This is a genomic window from Flavobacterium sp. 103 (genome assembly GCF_003096795.1).
GTDB lineage: Bacteria > Bacteroidota > Bacteroidia > Flavobacteriales > Flavobacteriaceae > Flavobacterium.
This window is the reverse complement of the sequence record NZ_QENX01000001.1, coordinates 2,336,970-2,359,410: the sequence shown is the minus strand read 5'-3', so window position 1 is coordinate 2,359,410 and position 22,441 is coordinate 2,336,970. Positions and strand designations below refer to the sequence as shown.

The following is a 22,441-nucleotide window of genomic DNA, read 5'->3' as shown; positions in this document are numbered from 1 at the left end:
TTTGGTTTTTTGGAGGTTTTTTTACGAGTTATAAAACACAAAAAACGTCAGACTGACGACTGATGTTTACCAAAAGCGTATTTTTTTGGGTGTTATTTTATCTAATTATTGCTTTTTTTAGGGTTAAAAGAGGATATTTTAATCTTTTGGATAAATAAAATCTTCTTATGAAAAGGGATGCCCTAGCCCTGATGGAAGCGAAAAGCCTTTTGAAATAAAATGCCCTTTTTCTTGAATAAAAAGAGCGACCAACGGAAGCTCCTTTTTATTCTTAGAAAAAGGGCGTTTTATGAAAAAGCTTGCAGCGTACAGCAGGATCAAGCTCCTTGTTATTATGGATTGCTTATCGTTGACAATATTGTAAATCCCATGTTATAAAGCGTAAAGGCTTGTATGTCGCAGATTTCCTGAATGGTTGCTGCGAGTGATTTTCCGGCTCCGTGACCTGCGTTGATATCGATTCGGATTAAAACGGGGTTGGTTCCTGTTTGTTTTTCCTGCAACTCGGCGGCAAATTTAAAGCTGTGTGCAGGAACTACCCTGTCGTCGTGATCGCCAGTGGTGACCAAAGTAGCGGGATATTGAACACCAGCTTTCACATTTTGGACTGGTGAATACGATTTTAAGTACTCAAACATTTCCTTGCTGTCTGCCGAGGTTCCATAATCGAAAGCCCAACCGGCTCCGGAGGTGAAGGTGTGGTAGCGCAACATGTCCATCACGCCCACGGCCGGCAAAGCGACTTTCATCAAATCGGGACGCTGTGTCATGGTAGCTCCAACCAATAATCCGCCATTGGATCCGCCACGGATGGCAAGATAATTAGGAGAGGTATAGTTTTGTGCAATCAGGTATTCGGCTGCAGCTATGAAATCATCAAATACGTTTTGTTTCTGCAGTTTGGTTCCCGCATCGTGCCATTTTTTACCATATTCTCCGCCTCCGCGAAGGTTGGCTACTGCATAGATACCGCCGTTTTCCATCCAAACGGCATTCGAAATACCAAAGCTTGGCGTCAGGCTAATGTTGAAACCGCCGTATCCATAAAGAATGGTTGGGTTGTTTCCATCGAGTTTCAGTCCTTTTTTGTGGGTGATTATCATTGGGACTTTGGTTCCGTCTTTGGAAGTATAAAACACTTGGGTAGAAACATAATCCTCGCTTTTGAAATCTACTTTCGGCTGATCATACACTGTAGATTTTCCGGCTTTTGGTTCAAACGAATAAATCGTTCCCGGTGTAATATAATTGGTAAAGGAATAATAAAGTATTTTCTCTTCTTTCTTGCTTCCAAATCCAGTGGCTGTTCCTAATCCCGGTAATTGAATTTCGCGCACTAATTTACCCGAATACTCATATTGCTTCAAAATCGATACGGCATCTTTCATATAATTGGCGAAGAAATAACCAGCTCCTGTTGTTGGTGTCAACACATTTTCGGTTTCAGGGATAACATCTTTCCAGTTCTCTGGTTTTGGATTGCTGATATCTACACTCACTATGCGTTTGTTGGGTGCATTTAAGTCGGTTTCTATAAATAATTTTCCGCCTTCGTTTTCTATGATGTTGTTATCACTGTTAAAATTATCCACAATTGTTACAATAGGACTGTTGGGTTTGGTCAAATCCTGAATGTACAATTCGTTTCCGTAAGTGGAATTGGCAGCAGTAATCACTAAATAATGGTTGTCCTCGGTTACGCCTCCGCCTACATAACGACGTTTTTGGTCTGCGCCAAAAATGACTTGATCGTCTTTTTGGGCCGTTCCTAATTTATGGTAATACAATTTATGTTGGTCGGTTTTGGCTGATAGTTCGCTTCCTTTTGGTTTGTCATAACTGGAATAGTAGAATCCTTCGTTTCCTTTCCAAGATACACCGCTAAACTTGATATCCACCAATGTATCTTCTAATTTCTTGAAGTCGTTGACATCCATCAAGATTACTTTTCGCCAGTCACTTCCACCTTCGGAGATGGAATAGGCTACTTTCGAACCGTCTTTAGAGAAATCAACTCCTCCTAATGAAGTTGTTCCTAGTTTTGAAAATGTATTTGGATCCAGAAAGACCTCTTCTTTGCCCTTGGCATCTTTGCGATATAAAACCGACTGATTTTGAAGTCCGTTGTTTTTATAATAGTAAATGAAATTCCCTTCCTTGAATGGTGCGCTTATTTTTTCATAATTCCACAATTTTTCGAGTCTGGATTTCAAAGCTTCTCTAAAAGGAATTTGAGACAAATAATCGTAAGTAACTTTGTTTTCTTCTTTAACCCAAGCAGCTGTTTCGACCGATTTGTCGTCTTCGAGCCAACGGTACGGATCGCTTACTTTGGTATCGAAATAAACATCAACCGTTTCCCCTTTTGCAGTTTTGGGATAAGTTATTGGAGTTGGTTTTTGGTTTTGCCCCAAAGAAGCCAATGAAGAAGATACAGCCATCAGAAATAGGATTTTTTTCATAATTTATTAGGTTAAGTACCTAACAAAAATAGGGAAAGTTTTTTCAGAACAAGACATAAAAAAAACCCAAACAATGTTTGGGTTTGATATGTGGAGAATATCGGATTCGAACCGACCACCTCTTGCCTGCCAGGCAAGGTCAGCAATCTTTCTTTTATTTTCTTATCCTTTCAAAACCCCTTAAATTACGAGGTTTACAATATTCTTATTTTCTTTTATTATCCTATTTTAACCTATTTTTTATACTTTTGTTGTACCTATGTTGTACCCGTGTTGTACCTAAAATCATTTAATCCTTATGGCAACTATAAAAATTACGCAGAGAGCTAAAGTCCTAGCTAATGGAGAATATCCAATTTTCTTAAGAATTACTAAAGATAGAAAAACTAAGTTTATCTCATTAAAGTTATCATGTGATTTATCACAATGGAACGAGACTAAGTCAGAATTCAGAAAAAACCATACCAATTATAAACAGATGAATTCTGCTCTAACTGATATAAGAAACAGAGCCGAGAAGATTATTACAGATTATTTAGCCAAAGGAGAAGACCTCGCTCTAGATGAATTTGAAGGACTATTTCTAAACTTTAAGGGAGCTAAAAAAGTATCCGTTAAAGAGTTTTGGGATGAGCATATTGGAGATTTAAACAAATCAGGACGTACAGGAAATGCAAAGTTCTATAAATTCTCTAAGAATAGCTTTTTTAAATTCTTAAAAGACAAGAATGTTTATTTTAAAGACATAACTCCAACTCTACTCAGCAAATACGAAGTTTATCTTCGAGCCAACAACAATATTGACAGTGGTGTTTCGGCAAAAATGCGAGCTATTAGAGCATTGTACAATGATGCTATTAATAAAGGTTGCGCCAGTAAAGAACATTATCCATTTACAGAGTATAAAATCTCAAAGCTTAAAGAATCAAGTAATAAAAGAGCTTTAAGCATTGAAGACGTTTATAAAGTCATCAATCTTAACACCACAGAACATCCTGAATTAATTGATTCTAGGAATTACTTTGTCTTTAGTTATTACGCACGTGGAATGAACTTTAATGACATGATGCGATTAAGATGGGAGAATATTGTTGATGATAAAATTATCTATGTAAGAAGCAAGACCAAAGCGCGTTTTATAATCAAAACACTAGAACCTGTTCAGCAAATTCTTGATTACTATAAAAACCAAAAACGAGCAACAAAATATGTATTCCCTATTATCCTAAAAGAAGATTCTACACCTATGGAATTAGAGTATAGAAAAGAAAGAACTATAAAGAAATACAATAAGGATTTGAAAGCAATTGCCACCATTTGCAAGATTGATGGCAAAATTACAAGTTATGTTGCCCGCCATAGTTTTGCTACTAATCTGAAGCAAAGTGGCGTTTCAACAGATATAATTTCTGAAGCAATGGGACATCAGAACTTAACAATTACTCAAGTATACTTAAAGGAATTAGAAAATGATGTTATTGATTCTGCAATGGAAACATTACTACAAAAAGTGACAAAGTGATCTAAATATCTAAAAATCAATTTGAATTATATTTGATTCAGATTATTATTTAAAGCCATTCATTTTATTATGAATGGCTTTTTCTGCTTATAAAACTTCTCAAAGCAATTGTCACTTTAGCACTGTGATAGTTGCTTTTTTCATTCAATTATTAATCATTTTAAACATTTTTATTTATGCAATTAAGACATTCAGAAAGGAAGAAAGCTAAAATCAAATTGGCTTTTCAAGGTTCAGCAGGCTCAGGTAAAACCTATTCAAGCTTACTCCTAGCACAAGGTTTAACTAATGGAGACTTTTCTAAAGTAGCCATTATAGATTCAGAAAATGGAAGTGCAGATTTGTACTCTCATCTAGGCCAATATAATGTACTGACATTAGCCCCTCCATTTACACCAGAGAATTATATTAAAGCCATTGATGTATGCGTCAACGCAGGCATGGAAGTAATCATTCTAGACAGTATTAGCCATTGTTGGGACTACTTATTGGATTATCATTCTAACCTATCAGGAAACTCCTTTACGAATTGGGGGAAGATAACTCCAATGCATAAATCCTTTACTGATAAAATGATGCAAGCAGATGTTCATATCATTGCTACCATGAGAACTAAACAAGACTATGTACTAAATCAGAAAGATGGTAAATACATACCTGAAAAGGTAGGATTAAAAGCTGTACAAAGAGATGGTTTAGACTATGAGTTTACAGTTGTGTTTGATGTGGATATAAAGCATTTTGCTGTATCCTCTAAAGACAGGACAGGCATGTTTATGGGCAAGCCTGAATTCATTATTAACACATTTACCGGAAAGAAAATTCTAGAATGGTGCAATAGTGGAACCAATTTACAAGAGGCTAGAGATAAAATCAAAAGCACTAAAACTGTTGAAGAATTGAGAAAGCTTTACAATCAATATAGTAGTTGGCAAAAAGAATTAGAATATGATTTTAAACTTCAAAAAGAAACAATCAGTGTGAAAAAAACATTATTAAACCCTTTAAAATCTAATATCAATGGAAGCACATATCCTTGAAATTGAGCCTGAGCTACAATTAAAACCTGTTCATCAGCTAAACGCACCTAAATACCTAGAAATAGAGAGCAGTATTAATACAAAACCTCTATTTGTTCCAAAACCTTTCATAGAGGCAAATACAAGTGAAATTAACCTAGCCCATTTGAAGAATGATTGTGTAATACCAGTCTTCTCTAAAGATAATGAAAGGACAATAGCACATCAAGAATTCATAGAGATAGTTCAAGGCTGTGCAAGTAAAGTATTTCCACATCATATATTTGATGAGCCAGAAGTTAGAGTAAGCCATCAAATTAAGGGAAGAACTCCTGATGCAATAAATAAACAAGCTAGGGATTTATTAGACCATGAGAAGACACAATACTTTGAAAGAATGGCTTTCATTATTAGAATTCCTAGCATTATAGATACTGTGAATGGTAATGAAATAGCTTTGACTATTGGAGGAGTTAGAAGCTATAATTTGGAGAACCTGTACAACAAGAAATCCTTTGAAAAGTTCAAGTTCTTTATTGGTTTCCAAGTTAAAGTCTGTTGTAATCTGGCAGTTACTAGTGATGGATTTGTAGAAGAAATGCGAGTGAGTTCTTATCAGGAACTACAAAGCAAGATTCTAGAAGTGCTACAGAATTACAATGCAGAGAAACAACTAAGACAAATGAGACAACTTTCTGAACACTCTTTAACAGAGCATCAGTTTGCTCAATTATTGGGTAGAACTAGATTGTATCAGCATCTACCTAAAAAGGACAAGCTAAATATACCCGCACTATCTTTTAATGATGGACAAATTAATACAATTGCTAAAGACTATTATGAAGATGATAGTTTCAGCAGAAATGAAAAAGGCGACATAAACCTTTGGAATGTCTATAATCTCTTTACTCAAGCTAATAAATCAAGCTATATTGACACGTTCCTAGACAGGAATGTAAATGCATTTGACTTTTCAAATAGCTTGCTAAAAACACTAAATGGTAGCTCTAACTATCATTGGTTTTTGAGTTGAGAAGATCCCAATCTCTTTAATTAGGGATTGGGTTAATTTTAATTTTTTTTAAATTTTATGCTCATATAAATAGCATTAGTAATAATAGTCAAACCCAAATAGTTTAACCAATTACTGATTTCTAACAAAGACTTATTAAGTCTGGTCAAACTTAATAGTGAAAATTTTTTGTTCCAAACCAACTACCAACGGATAACGGGAACTATTTAATGAATTCAGTTAATTGAAATTTCGTTTTTATTTGAAATATTATTAACTAAATGTTCAATATATTGCACTTTGAAGCAGTTATTTTAATATATTTGATTTCTGCTTATAAGAAATTATCCGCCTAAATAAGATTTATCATGAAGGCAAAAAAAAAGAAACATACTTATCCAAATAAAATTTAATTTTCATGAAAACATACATAAATGAAGAAGAAAAACAAAATCATCCATACTATAAGTTAATGGAGCTTAGAGATGTCGCATTAGAATCTGAATTAAATTCTTGGTCCAGATTAGATTTAATAGAATGGCTTTCTTGGAATGATAGAAATGGCGTATACAGAGATGAGGATTCTTTACAGGAGTTTGGCAACATTGTAAGCAAAGAAGAAGCGATTGAAATTATAACCCGACAAATTACAGAAGCATAAAAAAATGATCAATATGGAATTTCAGGTAACAGATAATACTGTGGAAAATCACCTGCATGATTGTCGCTTGAAGATAGGTGAAACTATTCGAGAAATAAGAGAAAAAAGAGGTTACAATCAGGAACAATTAGCTGAAATTATGCAGATCAGCCGTTCAACAATTTCTAAAATTGAAAACGGAAAATTTAATTGCAGTTTGGATTACTTGTCAAAGTTTTCTTGGTTCTTAGAATTCGATTTTTTTCTTTCACTAAAAACAAATAATATTTAAATTTAAAAATGTCATTAAAATATATAGATTTATTTGCAGGAGCTGGGGGTTTATCCGAGGGATTTATCCAGGCAGGGTTTGAACCTATTGCTCACGTTGAAATTGAAAAATCCGCTTGCAACACTTTAAAAACAAGAGCTGCCTATCATTACTTAAAATCAAACAATAAGTACAAAACTTATGTCTCCTACTTAAAAGGCGAAATATCAAGAGAGGAATTGTATAGCTTTATCCCAAAAAAAATATTAGATTCAATAATAAACTTACCAATTGGAGAAGAGAATAATCAATTAATCCAGAATCAAATTGACAAAAGCTTAGGTGAAGAAAAGGTAGATTTAATAATTGGTGGCCCACCTTGTCAGGCATACTCATTAGCAGGAAGATCAAGATCCAAAAACAATATGGAAGGTGACCCAAGAAATTATTTGTTTGTACAGTATGCTGAATATTTAGAGAAGTACCATCCCAAAATGTTTGTTTTTGAAAATGTAATTGGTCTTAAATCAGCAAAGAAAGGACACTATCTAGCTGAGATGGAAAAGCTATTCAATAAAAAAGGATATCAAATCAAGTTGTTTACACTTGAGGCAATTAATTTTGGGGTATTACAAAACAGAAAAAGAGTCATTATTTTAGGATGGAAACCAAATAAAAAATTGATAGTTCCAAATCTTGAAGAAATTAAAATTGATAGTACTTTTTTAGTCAATGATTTACTAAAAGACTTACCGATAATAATGGCAGGAGAAGGAAAAGATAAATTTTTAAAATATAAATCTTCTACTACAGATTATTTAAAAAAACACTCATTAAGAAATGGTATTGATGTTTTAACACAGCATGTTGCCAGACCTCACCGTGAACAAGACAAGGAAATATATAAAATTGCCGTAGAAAGTTGGAACACTAATAAGGAACGATTAAATTACAACAACTTACCGGAACGACTCAAAACTCATCAAAACAGAACATCATTTTTTGATAGATTCAAAGTAGTAGCTGCAGATGTTCCCTACTCCCAAACTGTAGTTGCCCACATTGCTAAAGATGGGCATTATTACATTCATCCAGACATAAAACAAAATAGGTCTATTAGTGTTCGTGAAGCTGCCAGATTACAATCCTTTCCTGATGATTATTACTTTGAAGGTGAAAAAGAAGGAGCAAATAGAACAGCTGCATTCAAACAAATTGGAAATGCTGTACCACCGTTAATGGCAAAATTCATAGGAGAAGAAATTTTAAATATACTAAAAGGCATATGATTGATTACTCCAACCTACAATCTACATCAGCAGAACCAGAAGCGAGTTCTATGATTGAAACCTTTCGAGCTATCGGTTATTCCATTGAAACCGCAATTGCTGATATTATTGATAATTCAATAACGGCAGGTGCAAAAAACATATGGATTGATTACGATTGGAAAGGTCCAAAAACAACTCTTTCAATTTTGGATGATGGTAATGGTATGAACAATGAACAGCTCATTCACGCAATGAGACCTGGAAGTAAAAATCCTTTGGTTGATAGACCTGCTGATGATTTAGGACGTTTTGGATTAGGATTGAAAACAGCATCTTTTTCTCAATCAAGAAAATTTACAGTTATATCTAAAAGCATTGATTACAAAGCTGTTTTATGGAGTTGGGATTTAGATTATGTGAATAAAAAAAAATCTTGGAAACTTATTCGTTACGTTCCCGACGAAGAAAGATGGATTAAAAAAATTGAATCCTTTAACTCGGGAACCTATGTTATTTGGTGGGATTTAGACAGATTAACCAAAGACACATCTGAAGATAGTGAAGAATCAAAAAGTAAGTTTTTAAGGACTATGGATAGTGTCAAATCCCATCTATCAATGGTATTTCACAGATACATAGATGATGGGTTAAAAATATTTTTTAGAGAAAGACTTATTACTTCTTGGGATCCTTTTATGTTTGGTGTAGATGGTTTACAAACTAAACCAGAAACACGACTGGAAGCTGGTCAAATAAAAATAAAAGGATTTGTATTGCCTCATCGTTCAAAACTCACTGCTGAACAATATAACTATGGTAAAGGTCCAAAAGACAGTTGGACTGCACACCAAGGATTTTATGTATACCGAAACAGAAGGCTTTTAGTTGCAGGAGATTGGTTAGACCTTTTCAAAAAAGAGGTTCATTATGATTTATGCAGAATTCAAGTTGATTTGCCTAATAATTTTGATACTGATTGGCAAATTGATATCAAGAAATCAATTGCACGACCACCATCCAAATATACAGAATCTATTATTGCCTTAGCAAAAGAAGTTAGAAATCAAGCTGTAGAAGTATATAGACATAAAGGTAAAGTACTTAAAAGAAAACTCGCATCAGATGAATATTTTCCCTTTTGGGAAGAACGTGCAAGACACGGAAAGAGATTTTACAAGATTAATCGAAATCATCCCTTATTGAGCGAGTTATATTCAAAATCCGGTGATTTAAAAAGAGATATTGAAAAAGTAATTCAATTTATTGAAGAGACTATCCCTATTCCTTTAATCACGCTTCAGGAGAGCGAAAACGAAAAACCACATGGACAGCCTTTTGAAGGCATTGACCACAATGCTATAAAAGAAACTATGCAAAAGTTGTTTAACAACTTTGTTTTTAGTGGATTCTCAAAAGAGAAAGCAAAAGCAAGAATACTTAACACCGAACCATTTAATTTTTATCCAGAATACATAGAATTTTTAACGAATGAGTAACATAGACCCAATCAAAATAATCCGCCAATTATTATTTGGTAAAACATCAGTGACTATTTCAGAAGTTGAAAGTGCTGTGGATACTTTTTTAAAAATGAATCTCCCAATTAGAGATTCTCGAGAAATGTTAATTAGAAAAGTGGAAGAACTTTTTACAATCCGACAGGATGATTGGAAGTCCATTGTAAAAGAAGATGAAAATAATCCTTGGCTAAGCGAAAAGAGATCTTCAATTGATTTTTCAAATGGTTTTTGGGGTAATTATAAACAGTTCTTAGAGGAAGAAAAGAATTATTCACCTGATGTCGTGAATAAACTTGATTTGCTTACTGATGAAATTTTAAATAACCTTTTTGACCCGACATTAAAAATAAAAATAAATAAAAAGGGATTAGTTGTAGGTCAAGTTCAATCTGGTAAAACAGGAAACTACACAGGCTTGATTTGTAAAGCAGCCGACGCGGGTTTTGGACTTATCATAGTATTGGCAGGAATACATAATAATTTAAGAAGCCAAACCCAACTCAGAATTGATGAGAGTTTTTTAGGATTTGACACTAAACATAAACGTGCCTTAATTACAAAAAACATAAGAATTGGTGTTGGTCAACCCAGTTATTCAAATAAAAAAGTAGCCCATTCGCTAACATCAAGCGAAGAGAAAGGCGACTTTAATCAAGCAGTAGCTAATTCATTAGGTCTAAATTTTGAAACTTCTGATACATTAATTGCAGTAATTAAAAAAAATCCTGGTCCATTAAAACAAGTTTATAATTGGTTGTCTGCTAATGCTAAAGAAGATTCAGAATTTAGAAAAATAATATTAGAAAAAGCAATTTTAGTTATTGATGACGAAGCTGATAATGCTTCAATTAATACAAATAAAAAAGAATGTGAACCTACAAGAATAAATGGTCAAATTAGAAATATTCTTAATCTTTTTAATAAGAGTGCTTATGTGGGTTATACAGCAACTCCTTTCGCTAATATTTTTATTCCATTGAATGACGAAAACTTATTTCCTCGGAATTTTATTAAAAATATCCCTGCTCCTTCAAATTATATAGGTCCAGAAAAAATTTTTGGTTTTAGCCCAATAGAAGAAAACGAAACTTCTAACGCTGTTTTGCCAATTCTAAATCGCATAAATGATTATAGTATTTTTGTCCCTGATAGACATAAAAAAGAAGACCAGCTACCATCTTCACTTCCCGAAAGCCTAAAAAAATCCATTCGTTGTTTTATTATTACTTGTGCAATTCGAAGATTAAGAGGGCAAACATCAGTTCATAATTCAATGTTGATCCATGTTTCGAGATTTCAGCGTTGGCAAGACCATATAACTGATTTAGTTTCAAGTCAACTAGTTAATTATCGAGATCGAATTGACCAAAATGACGAAGCAACTTTAGAATTGTTTAGAAAGACATTTGAAGTTAATGAAAATGGCTACAGTTCATATGTTTCCGTTTCCAAACAAATTGCTGATTCTGATTTAGCCAAAATAGACTCGCAAATTAGCGTTCATAATTGGTCTGAAGTCTTGGAACATTTAAATGATGCTGCCCAACGAATTAAAGTAAGAGCGATTCACGGCGGATCTGGTGAAGCTCTTGATTATTATGATCATAAATCTGGACTATCAGTCATTGCAATTGGTGGAAATAAATTATCCCGAGGCTTAACTTTAGAAGGGCTTTCGGTAAGCTATTATTTGCGTGCATCCAGAATGTATGACACCCTAATGCAAATGGGGCGTTGGTTTGGGTATCGTGGAGGTTATGTTGATTTGTGTCGTTTATTCACGAGTAGAGAATTAAACGAATGGTTTTGCCATATTACCTTAGCATCAGAAGAACTAAGAGAAGAGTTTGATTATATGTCAGATATTGCAGGCTCAACACCTGAACAATATGCTTTAAAAATTAGAACATCTCCAGATGGTTTGATGATATCTGCAATAAACAAAATGCGCAATGCAACTACTGTTCAAATCTCTTGGGCTGGAAGACTCGTTGAATCCTATGAATTCAGAAAAGATATTTCAGTAATTAACAATAACTTTCAGAATACTAAAAGATTCATTTCAACTTTACAACCATATAATGTCCCAAAACCCAATAATGCCTATTTGTGGTATGATGTTCCGGCACACAATATTATTTCATTTTTTGAAGGAATTCAATCAGTTGAAAATTTAAAAAAAGCAGAACCAAGAAAATTAATTCAATTTATTACAACCCAAATGCGAAATGGAGAGTTGACTGATTGGAGGGTTGCATTAATGTCAAAACCTAATGCAATCAATAATTCAGATTTTATCATAAACAACATCACCATACAAATTGGTCATTGGAAAAGAACGGAAGATGAGAAAAACTCAAGTGAACAATTGTATTACCTAAGAAAATCACATATCATAAGTCCATCTGACGAATTTATAGATTTTACTGAGCCTGAAAAGGCACGAGCAATGGAGCTTACTAACCTTCATAGAAAAAAAGAGGGTGAAGCTATATATCCAAACGGACAAGTTGTTAGAAATGAATTGAGAGACCCAAAGCAACCATTGTTATTAATTTATTTACTTAACCCAAAAGAAAGTCAAACAAATTTACCTGATGGAACTAATCCATTTGTTGGTTATGCTATAAGTTTTCCAAAAAGCAACTTCAATGCCCCTGTTTCTTATGCTGTAAATGAGGAGTTGCTTGATAAAATTGATTTTGTTGAAGAAGATTTTGAAGACTATGGAGATGATGAAAACTGAAAATATTTGGATGAGTTTAGAAAGTGACACTTCTTCTCACACTGGATTACTTTATAAAAGATATGATGCCAAAGTAATACCAGATGTTTTTATTGCAATAAAGGCGCCTGAAAAACTTAGGTGCATTGCCTTTAGGATAAGTGTTTCATTTTCTTTTGATGAAAATCAATGGAACAAACTCAAAGACATTAAGGTTGAAACAATGCCTGATGAACGAGATAAATCAAAGAAATTTTTGCTCATTCTGTTGCTTAATAAACAACATAAAGACATATTTTCAACCCTTTGTGAAGATTTAATTTTTGGAGTGTCAGAAGTCGCATCTGAAAAGTCCTTAGTAGAAAAATTGTTTGAAAGATTAGCCAAATGGCAATCACTATTTGAAAAAGTTGGCAATCAAGGATTATCGGATGAAGCACAAAGAGGTCTTTATGGCGAAGTTTTTTTCTTGAGAGAATTTCTTGAAAATTCATCAGACAAAAATTACTGTCTCAAATCTTGGCTTGGACCAGAAAGATCAATTCAGGATTTTCAATATTCAAATTGGGCTGTAGAAGTAAAAACAACCCACGGAAATAATCATCAAAAAATCCACATAACAAGTGAAAGACAATTAGATGATTCAATAATAGAAAAAATATTTCTTTACCACCTTTCTCTTGACGTTCGTATTGGAAATGGAGAATCATTAAACAGTTTGATTGATAATGTTTTGGAATCATTATCAAACAGCACAATGGCAGGTAATTTATTTCAATTTAAATTATTGGAATCCGGTTATTATGAGGTTCATAGACAACTTTATGAGGAATATGGGTATACAATTAGACAAGAAAATCTTTATAAGGTTGCAGGAAATTTTCCTAGAATAACAGAATCTCAAATTCCTATAGGAGTTGGTGATGTTAAATACTCTATTGTTTTGTCTGAATCAGAAGAATGGAGAATTAGTCAAGACACACTTTTTTGCGAAATAAATCCAAAATAAAAAATGAATAATAAAGAACTCAATAAATTTTATATAGATATTCAGGAAGAAATAAATTCCAACCTAATATCAGAAGAAGAAGGAACAAATCCCGAACAAATTTTTACTGAAATTGTATTGTCATTTCTTGCTGATGCTGGCGAAACCGAAAATTATCGTGTTTGCTATGATGAGAAAATTAGTAAAAGAGGTGTTGAGCATAAAATCAATGGATATTCTCTTTATGAAAATTATGAAACCCTTGATTTATTCGTAACCATATACAATAGTGACGAAACCGTTCAATCAGTTACAAAGGGAGATGCTGAAAAAACCATTGATAGAGCAGCTAAATTTTTCAGAAATTCTATTTATAAGGATTATGTAAATGAAATTGAAGAAAGTTCTGAAATTTTTGACCTTGCTCAAACATTAGCAAATGTGCCTGAAGTAAAAGAATTCCTTACTAGGGTTAACATTTTCTTGATTTCTAATGGAGATATAAAAGCAGATTTAAAAACATCAGACAAAATTGCTGGCTATACTGTTTTTTACAGAGCAATAGACATTAATTACTTATTTAATCTTTCAGTAAAATCACGAATGCCCATTGAAATTGATTTTGAAAAATCAGGATATAAAGTACCTTGCATCGTCAATGAAACTGAAAATTCCGATTATCAATCTTGGTTGGCTATAATTCCAGGCATCGCCTTGGCAGATATCTACGAAGAGTATGGAGCACGTTTGCTAGAACAAAATGTGCGTTCGTTTCTTCAATTCACAGGAAAAATAAATAAAGGGATAAGGAAGACCATTCTGGATGAGCAGCATATGTTTATGGCTTTCAATAATGGTATTGCTGCAACAGCCGAAGAGGTTACAATATCTATTTTACCAAACAACCAAGGTAAAGCAATTGCACAAGTCAAAGATTTTCAAATTGTAAATGGAGGCCAAACAACTGCTTCAATTTATCACACTTGGAAAAAAGACAAAGTTAATATTTCCAATGTATTCGTTCCTGTTAAGCTAACCATTGTGAAAGACCGGGAAAATTTTTCAGAAATAGTTGGACGAATTGCTGAATATGCTAATACACAAAACAAGGTGTCAGCTTCTGATTTAAGTTCGAATAAAGAAAATCACGTTCTACTCGAGAAATTATCAAGAACAATTTGGGCACCTCCTTTAGCAGGTGAAACACATCAAACGCGCTGGTTTTTTGAGAGATCTCGTGGTCAATACAAGAATGAACGCATCCGCTTTGGCTTGACCACTACCAAGAGAAAACAGTTCGACAAACAAAATCCTAGAAATCAAATGTTTACTAAGGAATCACTTGCAAAATTCATCAATGCTTATGAAGAAATCTATAATGGTAAAAAACTCGTTATAGGACCACATATAGTCGTGAGAGGAAGTCAAAAAAATTATGCTCAATTTCTTAATTACAATTTCAACAAAAAACCAGATAATATATGGTTTGAAGATGCAATTGCTAATGCAATTTTGTTCTCTTCTGCAGAAAAAGTTTATGGTGTAAAACCAAATGCAATTGGAGATATGCGTTACATCACAGTACCATACTCTATTGCTTGGCTTGGATTTAAGTTAAATTACAAACTTGATTTGTATAAAATATGGAAAGAGCAAAGTCTTAGTGATATTTTGAAATCTAAGTTGCACCAGATTATGTCAAAGATGGAAGAATTAATTAAAACCAAAGCCCCTGGCTCTTTATATGGTGAATGGGCAAAGAAAGAAGAATGCTGGAATTTCATTAAGGAACAAAATTTTCACATTGATCTAGAGGCATTAAAAAGTGGTTTAGAAAACAAAACTTCCGAAAAAAGAAAAAAACTTTCAGAAGACGAAACCCAGCAGGCAGAAACCGAAGCTTCATTGAATAGGCTGAAATCGATTCATTTTAAGACTTGGAAAAAAATTGAAAACTGGGGTCGAGAAACAAGGAATTTAAGTCAATATCAATTCGATGTAGCCTATACTCTTGGAAATAAAATCAAGTCAAACCGTGCAATAACAGATATCGAAAGAAATCAAGGGGAAATTATATTAAATATTGTAGCTGAACAAAATGTGGAACTGTTCTATGATATGGACGAATTCTTTAATGAAGAACAAAAAGTTGAGATAAACGAAGTTGAGATTACATTAGAACTTATAGAAAAGATTGTACTATGGGACAAAAAAAACAAAAGACTTGATGCATATAAATTTGGGTTTATGGTAGATCTATTAAACGGTAAAAAAACATTAACAGAAAGGAATAAATTTCTAGCTAAATTAAATCTCAAAACCATTGAAAAGTTTGGGTTCAGATAATTATATTTACTTTAATAGTCACTTATATTGCTAGCCTTATGAATCTTCAATAAAGTCAAAATTTTGGAAAGGCATCTTTCCAAATGGTGAATTTGTAGAGGATATCCTCATCATGAAAATATAGTTATATAGCCAAGAATATTATCTAAACCTTCTTTCACCAATTAGTAATGAGCTGGAGATTTTAGGGATTTTTGAAGATGGTGATGCTCATAAAGTGATTAGTATCATTGAGAGGATTAATGAGAATGCAACAGCTTAGTAATACTTAATAAATAGTGAGATGAGCTGCTAATAAATAGAAATAGTATTGATATTTGATGCTTTTCTAACAGAGTCGTAATTCCTTTGGAAATATCAAATCTCCCAAATACAAAACCAACTATCCATTAAGCCTATTGTAATTAAAATTCACAAATAAAAGAAACCTTTCAATAAAGGTTTTGCCTATATTTGAAAAAGTACCCAAACATAATTTTTTGATATATGAATTTAGAAGACAATATTTATTACATAGTAATCCATAATCAATATAGTCCTCGAGGCACGAAAGATCAATATCATTTAGAAAAAGTTTTTACTCGAAATCAAATCCTCGAAATAATAGATAAAGAAAGTGGATACAATTTTAAATCAGGTTATATTACAATTGTTACAAATGACGAATCTTTTTTAGATAAATATCTTTTTACAATTAATTTGGATGAATTTAAACTTTTATGCTGGAAGTACAATAACGATAAAAGCAAAATGCCCGAATATGATTCTAATAATATTCGTATCAATTGTGACTTTTTTCATGGTTTTTCTCAATATATATATCAATATTTTTTAAAAATCCTAAATGATGATATTATTTCAGCATCCCAATATTACACTGAAATATCTTATGAAGCTGTTGATTTTAGTGGTTTTGAATATGTAAATACTGAGAAACATTATGAAGGATGGAGAGAGAATATAGATTTTATTCATTTTATAACTCCCGAACGATATAGGAAAAACAATGACGAAAGTATTTTCCATAATAATGATTATACAGAAGGAAATATAGAAACTTTCAAAAAGTTATTAAATGTAAATATTCTAGAAATAGGCACAGATTTAGCACCAAATATTAATTGGGAATGGTGTAATGGAAGATTAAGATATTTCGATAAAATTTCAAACAAACGCCTTTACATAACTGAAGAATTATTACAGTTTTTAAGAAATGACAATACAATTAATTTTCTATTAAAAACGACTTTAGATAAAAATTTCTATATAGAATATTATGTAACTGGATTAGATTATCCTTTGCCACAGAAAGACAACAAATATAAAGATGAAGATGAATCAAATTCTTCAAAGGACTACACCTATGACAAATATAAAGGTGCATACGGATATGATGACGATTCAATTGATAATGCTTTTGAAGGTGACCCTGAAAATTATTGGAATATAGACTGAAAATTAAAATTACTTTAAAAAAAGTAGTGTCTCCATAACTATGTAAGTTGAAATCGCAAGAATATTAGATTCCAATGTAAAAAAGCAGTAAATTCCTTGGCTATCCAAATCTTCTAAAAAACTAAAACGACTTTTAATTATGCCCGAAAAGACTAAAAAAAAAAACGTAAAAAACTACACGGAGTTATCCAAATTATGAACTTACCTGATTTACTTTGTAACTAATATCTATTTTGATCGCTGTAATTATTTGCTCTAAAACAACTATAACATAGCTTGTGCCAATGTTCAGTAACTTGATTATAACAACCTGGTTCTGTGCATTCCCCTATTCCATAATAAACACTATAAGCCTGTCCTCCATAAAGTCCTCCCCAAAATGCAAAGCCATTTAGTCCTCTATCTTTTATTACTTTTGCTATCATCTTTCTTCTTTCCTCATGGTCAGATTTTTTATTAAAAGAATATGAGTTTAAAGACCATCCTCTTGATTTACAATAAGACAACTCCTTTTCAGCATTAAATAGTTCAACTAAATGATAAGATAAATACTCAGAGTTATCTACTTTATAAGTTATTTTAAAATGCCCTTTAGTATCAATATATTCTTCAATATTCTTTTTGTGTTCTGCTATAGATAATGTTAAGCTTTCTTCTTTACTTAATTTTCTAGGTTCATTAGATTTATTAATTACTACCACTAGTAGCATATATCCTACTCCAAACCAATAAAGATTAACAGTAAGGTCAGTAAATACTCTTTCCCATGATTTTCCAGGTGCTACTTGAAACCTAATAATAAATAAAATGAGGACTATAATGAATAAAGGTAGACAGCCTACACTTATTTTTTCCTTGCTCATTTGTTCTTGGTTTTACTTACTAATTCTTATTGATCACTACCATCAACTATTAATTACAATTTTTATAGGTACTCAAACTAATTAGGAATTTCCCTAAGCGAGTATGTTTGTTAGTTAATTCAAAGATAAATGTTTTTCTTCATTAGTTGATTTTGTCTAAATATATTGAACATGTTTAGATAACATTCCCTAATTAATTTTTTATAAAATTTTTCAAGCAAGAATTTTATACTCACGTATTCTTCCTCACAAACAGTCCGGCCTTATCCTTAGAAAGAAATCATCCCCCACCTATTTTAAAACAATTTATTTTTTTGATCCTAGAATAAATTATTCAAATCCCTAGCAATAGAGTTGTTCTAGGACTTTAAAGTAAATCTATTTTTTGATTCAAGTATCTATATGATATTAGTTTAGAAACCTAATCCTTTGCTACTAGAGCTAAGTATATTTAAAGTGCAAGGAAAATAAATCGAAACAGATATTTCTTCTATTTTTTTAAAGCCCCCTGACACACACACTAATTACCCTCACTTATGTTGGCGATCTAGAAAGATTGTGTTTAATCTAATTCATTATCTCTAGGCTTTATAAATCCAAGTTGAAAGCTGTGATTTTAATAGGTCTATCTAATGCTTTAGGTTAAGCAAATGTTCAACTCAAAAACAAAAACAATGGTACGTATTATTGACTACAAACAAAGACAAACAGAGAATGGTAGAGCATTCTTTGTACTAGAACTTTCAGGAGGAATTGAAATGGTAAAATCTACAACAACTAATCAGTTTTATGCCACCTCAAAGAAAGCATTTATTTCATCCACATTTGATGAGCAAACTTGTAAAGCACTTATAGGCACTGAAATGCCAGGCAGAGTTGTAAAACAAGAATGTGAGGCTTATGAATACGTGGTAAAAGACACAGGAGAACTAGTTACTTTAACTCATAGGTTTGTATACAATCCGGAAGAGTCAATCTCCACCAAAGAAGACAAAGCAATTCAGAGGCTTCTAGCAGATGAAAAGACATTCTCAATGAATGGTCATCATAAAGAAGAATTTGCAATCTAAATTAACAGTGACAAAGTGATAAACTTTAGAAGAAGTAACCAAGAAAAAAGTTTAATAAATATTAGTCTTGAATGATTTAAATATTTATCTGAATTTAAAACCGGTTTTACTTTTATAAAACAATATCACTTTGTCACTTTTTTTATCTTATGGAAGTAGCAGAAATCAAAGTATCCTATTCAAACACTAATCTTGAAAGGATAAAAGTCACTAATAGCCAAATCCTATATAGTCTGGTTTTAAAACAATGGAACCAAGATTTAATAGAATTCCAAGAAGAAGTAAAGATTATACTTCTAAACAGGGCTCAGATTGTCTTAGGTATATATGAATTGTCCAAAGGTGGAGTATCAGGAACAGTGGTAGATATAAAGATTATTCTTGGAATAGCTTTAAAATGTAATGCATCTAGTATTGTGATTGTGCACAACCATCCTAGTGGGAGTTTAGAACCAAGTCAACCAGATAAGTTAATTACACAAAGGCTTAAAGAAGCTAGTAAAATACTAGATTTAAATCTACTAGATCATTTAATTATTACTAAGGAGGGATATTACAGCTTTAGCGATAATGGTATATTATAATTACCTAGCATTACTCTATTATGTTGGTAGTTTTTATAAAAAAGTGAAAGTGTATGCGTGTTGTTATTTGACCATATTTAATGCAAAATGCACTTTTTACTTTTTCTACCACATATTAATATAGCTGAATTTTATATTGTAGGAGACTCATGTTTAACCAATTCTTCCAATGTAACTTCCAAAGCTTGGCTAATTCTATAAAGAGTATATAAGGTAGCATTGGTTCTGCCTGATTCAATTCTAGAAATATTAGTTGTGTCAATATCTCCATTCATTTTACCAACTAAATCTACTTGAGTTAAGCCTTTCTTCTCTCTAATATTTTTAATGTTCTTTCCAATGCTTTTAAGTAATTCCAGCTTTTCCATACTTGACATATTTGACAAGTCAAAAGAAGTGGTATATTAGCATCCTATAAATGCCATATATGACAAGTTGAGTAATTAAAATGCCTCAACAATTAATTATCCAAAAATGGAATATAATAAAACTTTTGACCTAAGTGAAAATCATTTTTTCACTTATAGAGCTGTTTTCATTAGAAAAATTGACACTCAAATTGACAATGAATTTACTATTTCAACATTCAATTCATTATTCGAGAAAATAGTAAGCAATTCAAATCCAGAATTTAAATATGAATTATTGAGATTTATGCCTAGATATAAAAATGATATTTTGGTAGAAGACAGTTGGACATATGGTAGAATAATAACAGAAAATATTTTTGATAGTTTAGTCCAACCAGGTATTGATAAAAGAGTTCAATTGATTGATGGAGAGTTTCATTTTGAAACAGATCTTTATTTTTTTAAAACACTAGATTACCAGCATATAGCAAAAAAATTTCCTGCTCGAACAAGTTTATATGTACAAAGGACTAGAAAAGAAGACAAACAGGTAGTTAATTTGGATTACTATTTAATTTTTTCGATATAATTCACAATTGCTAACCAAGGTTTTTTACAATGATTCAAGAACTTCAAAATAATCAACCACTAAAATTAGGTTACATTAATCATTGGCTAAAGGAGAATAGTGCCAATTTCAATATGTCTATAGAGAAAACAGAATGTCATAAATGGAAGAAATGGCAAAGGAATAAATCAACATTTGTTCTTCCATGTCTTTGCCCAACTCGTAATAATGAGTGTGTTTTCATTGACATTTATAGAGAACTAGAAAAGTATGTACAATATATAAAAACTGAAGCTTTTTACAAGAATTTGCTAGAGGAATATTATAGAATACAACACAACCAAAATGCTGTATTTGAATGGGTACAGGATATTAAACAGTATGGTAATGAATTACTTTCAATACATCCTACAATTAGAATTAAGATCACATCAAGACCATATTATCAAGAGAACATTGAATTAAAAGAAAATGAATTGCCCTACCTATGGGAATTTAAAGAAATCTATCAAGGTCACTACTATTCTGATGAGTATGAGAACTATATAAATTATTAATACAAACTAGAAATTATGAACAAACAACAATTAAGAATACTTACAGTAAAAATTTTGCCCAAAGCACTTATATTAATCCTGTTACTTGGAGGAATTATTGCCTTCTGGAGTGTTCAAATGATGGGCAATTCAGCAGAAAGAGATATAGCAAAATACAGGGAAGAGACTAATTTAGAGTATAATTATGATTCAGTTGTAATAGATAAATTAACTATCAGATATCCAGAAAAATATAAGATCACAGACAAATATGGCAAAGATGCAATTGGTGTTGGTGGTGGTTATACTTTTAAGACTAGTGACCAAGAATTGACATTCAATTTTTTACCTAAAGAAACAATGAAAGGTATGCCTTCTTCTATAACCTCAGTAGATGAAGTGATAAAAGGGTTAGAAAACAGTTTAGTTAAGGATAATATTAGATTAAACCCTAAACTCGCTGAAATAAAGATAGAAAAAATTGGAGATTTTGCTGTACATGTTGGAAGAATGGATTACAATGGTAAATCACTCTATTTTTATGGTTTAGAATCAGAAAATTACTATTTTACTTTTACTTCCCATTTAAGTGTTCTTCTAGACTCTATAGTGCAAAATTTGAAAGGTAAAAAGCCATAATTAATGAAATTCCATTTATCCATTTAACCACCTCACATGGTGGTTTTTTTATACACAATAACCATGAAACCGTTAGACACACCTTTTAAACTAGGAATGCAGTACGAAAATTGGGAATTTGATTTAGAAGTAACAGAGGACAGAATTGAGTACTATGACAGCTATAAATATGTAGGCACTGAATTAAATAAGTTCCTAAACAAACATGCAGATGAAACTGAACTTCTTTTTAACATGGATATACTAGAAGCTGTAATTATAACTTTCAAAGACAAAAATTCTCAATTCTATAAAAACATAAATCCTATTACTGCTACTAAAAATAGGGAAATCAAACATCATATTTGCATTGAAGAATTTACTAAACTTGATTCACAGATATCCTGTATTTACATTAGCAATAACGTGTATATTATTTACGCTAGCTACAGCTTAATTGAAGAACTAGTAAAAAGTATTAGATAAAAAAAAAGGATACAGATAGGTTTACATAAATTTTCAAATCGTGTAAAGTATTGACATTATAACCTGAAGTGTTACAGGTTCGCATCTTGTTCACACTAATAAAAAAGAGACCATCCACAAAAGGACAGTCTCTTT

The 22,441-nt window shown here is 32.0% G+C and carries 20 protein-coding genes and 1 tRNA gene; 17 read left to right on the top strand and 4 right to left on the bottom strand.

From position 1 onward, the window contains the following. Positions 1-332: 332 nt before the first annotated feature. Entirely contained in the window at positions 333-2,441 is a 2,109-nt protein-coding gene (locus C8C85_RS09570) for a prolyl oligopeptidase family serine peptidase (protein ID WP_243412139.1), read from the bottom strand. A gap of 112 nt (positions 2,442-2,553) precedes the next feature. Next, positions 2,554-2,642 (bottom strand) — tRNA-Ser (locus C8C85_RS18460). Between the two features lie 118 nt (positions 2,643-2,760). Between C8C85_RS18460 and C8C85_RS09565 the strand changes: the two genes are divergently transcribed. The 11 genes from C8C85_RS09565 (at position 2,761) to C8C85_RS09515 (ending at position 17,231) form a co-directional block, all read left to right on the top strand. Beyond that, on the top strand, positions 2,761-3,984 hold the full coding sequence (locus C8C85_RS09565) for a site-specific integrase (RefSeq protein WP_116796879.1): 1,224 nt from the start codon (positions 2,761-2,763) through the stop codon (positions 3,982-3,984). A 176-nt stretch (positions 3,985-4,160) separates the two neighbouring features. Further along, positions 4,161-5,024 (top strand): AAA family ATPase, encoded by an 864-nt coding sequence (locus tag C8C85_RS09560; RefSeq protein WP_116796878.1) that lies wholly within the window; start codon positions 4,161-4,163, stop codon positions 5,022-5,024. Continuing rightward, positions 5,005-6,036, top strand: coding sequence for a DUF3871 family protein (locus C8C85_RS09555; RefSeq protein ID WP_116796877.1), 1,032 nt, complete (start codon positions 5,005-5,007; stop codon positions 6,034-6,036). Before C8C85_RS09560 ends, C8C85_RS09555 begins: the two co-directional genes overlap by 20 nt. A 397-nt stretch (positions 6,037-6,433) precedes the next feature. Continuing rightward, a complete protein-coding gene (locus C8C85_RS09550; protein WP_116796876.1) occupies positions 6,434-6,676 on the top strand; it encodes a hypothetical protein in 243 nt (80 codons plus the stop codon). A gap of 13 nt (positions 6,677-6,689) precedes the next feature. Then, positions 6,690-6,947 (top strand): helix-turn-helix domain-containing protein, encoded by a 258-nt coding sequence (locus C8C85_RS09545; RefSeq protein ID WP_165818114.1) that lies wholly within the window; start codon positions 6,690-6,692, stop codon positions 6,945-6,947. An 8-nt stretch (positions 6,948-6,955) separates the two neighbouring features. After that, complete coding sequence (locus tag C8C85_RS09540; protein WP_116796874.1) at positions 6,956-8,215, top strand: DNA cytosine methyltransferase; 1,260 nt, start codon at positions 6,956-6,958, stop codon at positions 8,213-8,215. Continuing rightward, positions 8,212-9,693, top strand: a complete 1,482-nt coding sequence (locus tag C8C85_RS09535) for an ATP-binding protein (protein ID WP_116796873.1) — start codon at positions 8,212-8,214, stop codon at positions 9,691-9,693. Before C8C85_RS09540 ends, C8C85_RS09535 begins: the two co-directional genes overlap by 4 nt. Then, positions 9,686-12,463: a Z1 domain-containing protein gene (locus tag C8C85_RS09530; RefSeq protein WP_116796872.1), complete on the top strand. Its 2,778-nt coding sequence runs from the start codon at positions 9,686-9,688 to the stop codon at positions 12,461-12,463. The genes C8C85_RS09535 and C8C85_RS09530 overlap by 8 nt, the downstream gene beginning before the upstream one ends. Further along, positions 12,423-13,451, top strand: a complete 1,029-nt coding sequence (locus C8C85_RS09525; protein WP_243412095.1) for a PD-(D/E)XK motif protein — start codon at positions 12,423-12,425, stop codon at positions 13,449-13,451. The genes C8C85_RS09530 and C8C85_RS09525 overlap by 41 nt, the downstream gene beginning before the upstream one ends. Before the next feature lie 3 nt (positions 13,452-13,454). Further along, positions 13,455-15,776, top strand: coding sequence for an AIPR family protein (locus C8C85_RS09520; RefSeq protein ID WP_116796870.1), 2,322 nt, complete (start codon positions 13,455-13,457; stop codon positions 15,774-15,776). 486 nt (positions 15,777-16,262) lie between these two features. Next, positions 16,263-17,231: a hypothetical protein gene (locus C8C85_RS09515; RefSeq protein ID WP_116796869.1), complete on the top strand. Its 969-nt coding sequence runs from the start codon at positions 16,263-16,265 to the stop codon at positions 17,229-17,231. Between the two features lie 221 nt (positions 17,232-17,452). On the opposite strand, the gene C8C85_RS09510 is transcribed toward C8C85_RS09515, so the two are convergent. After that, a complete protein-coding gene (locus C8C85_RS09510) occupies positions 17,453-18,094 on the bottom strand; it encodes a hypothetical protein (RefSeq protein ID WP_116796868.1) in 642 nt (213 codons plus the stop codon). 674 nt (positions 18,095-18,768) lie between these two features. On the opposite strand from C8C85_RS09510, the gene C8C85_RS09505 reads away from it, so the two are divergent. Beyond that, on the top strand, positions 18,769-19,164 hold the full coding sequence (locus C8C85_RS09505) for a hypothetical protein (RefSeq protein WP_116798446.1): 396 nt from the start codon (positions 18,769-18,771) through the stop codon (positions 19,162-19,164). Positions 19,165-19,313: 149 nt separating this feature from the next. Beyond that, complete coding sequence (locus tag C8C85_RS09500; RefSeq protein ID WP_116796867.1) at positions 19,314-19,748, top strand: RadC family protein; 435 nt, start codon at positions 19,314-19,316, stop codon at positions 19,746-19,748. Between the two features lie 131 nt (positions 19,749-19,879). On the opposite strand, the gene C8C85_RS09495 is transcribed toward C8C85_RS09500, so the two are convergent. Beyond that, the gene (locus C8C85_RS09495; protein WP_116796866.1) at positions 19,880-20,116 is read right to left on the bottom strand and encodes a helix-turn-helix domain-containing protein; all 237 of its coding nucleotides are present in this window, start codon (positions 20,114-20,116) and stop codon (positions 19,880-19,882) included. A 106-nt stretch (positions 20,117-20,222) separates the two neighbouring features. Between C8C85_RS09495 and C8C85_RS09490 the strand changes: the two genes are divergently transcribed. The 4 genes from C8C85_RS09490 (at position 20,223) to C8C85_RS09475 (ending at position 22,306) form a co-directional block, all read left to right on the top strand. Next, on the top strand, positions 20,223-20,687 hold the full coding sequence (locus C8C85_RS09490; protein WP_116796865.1) for a hypothetical protein: 465 nt from the start codon (positions 20,223-20,225) through the stop codon (positions 20,685-20,687). Positions 20,688-20,716: 29 nt separating this feature from the next. Continuing rightward, positions 20,717-21,223, top strand: a complete 507-nt coding sequence (locus C8C85_RS09485; protein WP_116796864.1) for a hypothetical protein — start codon at positions 20,717-20,719, stop codon at positions 21,221-21,223. Between the two features lie 15 nt (positions 21,224-21,238). Beyond that, positions 21,239-21,841, top strand: coding sequence for a hypothetical protein (locus C8C85_RS09480; RefSeq protein ID WP_116796863.1), 603 nt, complete (start codon positions 21,239-21,241; stop codon positions 21,839-21,841). A 63-nt stretch (positions 21,842-21,904) separates the two neighbouring features. After that, entirely contained in the window at positions 21,905-22,306 is a 402-nt protein-coding gene (locus tag C8C85_RS09475) for a hypothetical protein (protein WP_116796862.1), read from the top strand. The last annotated feature ends 135 nt before the right edge of the window (positions 22,307-22,441 follow it).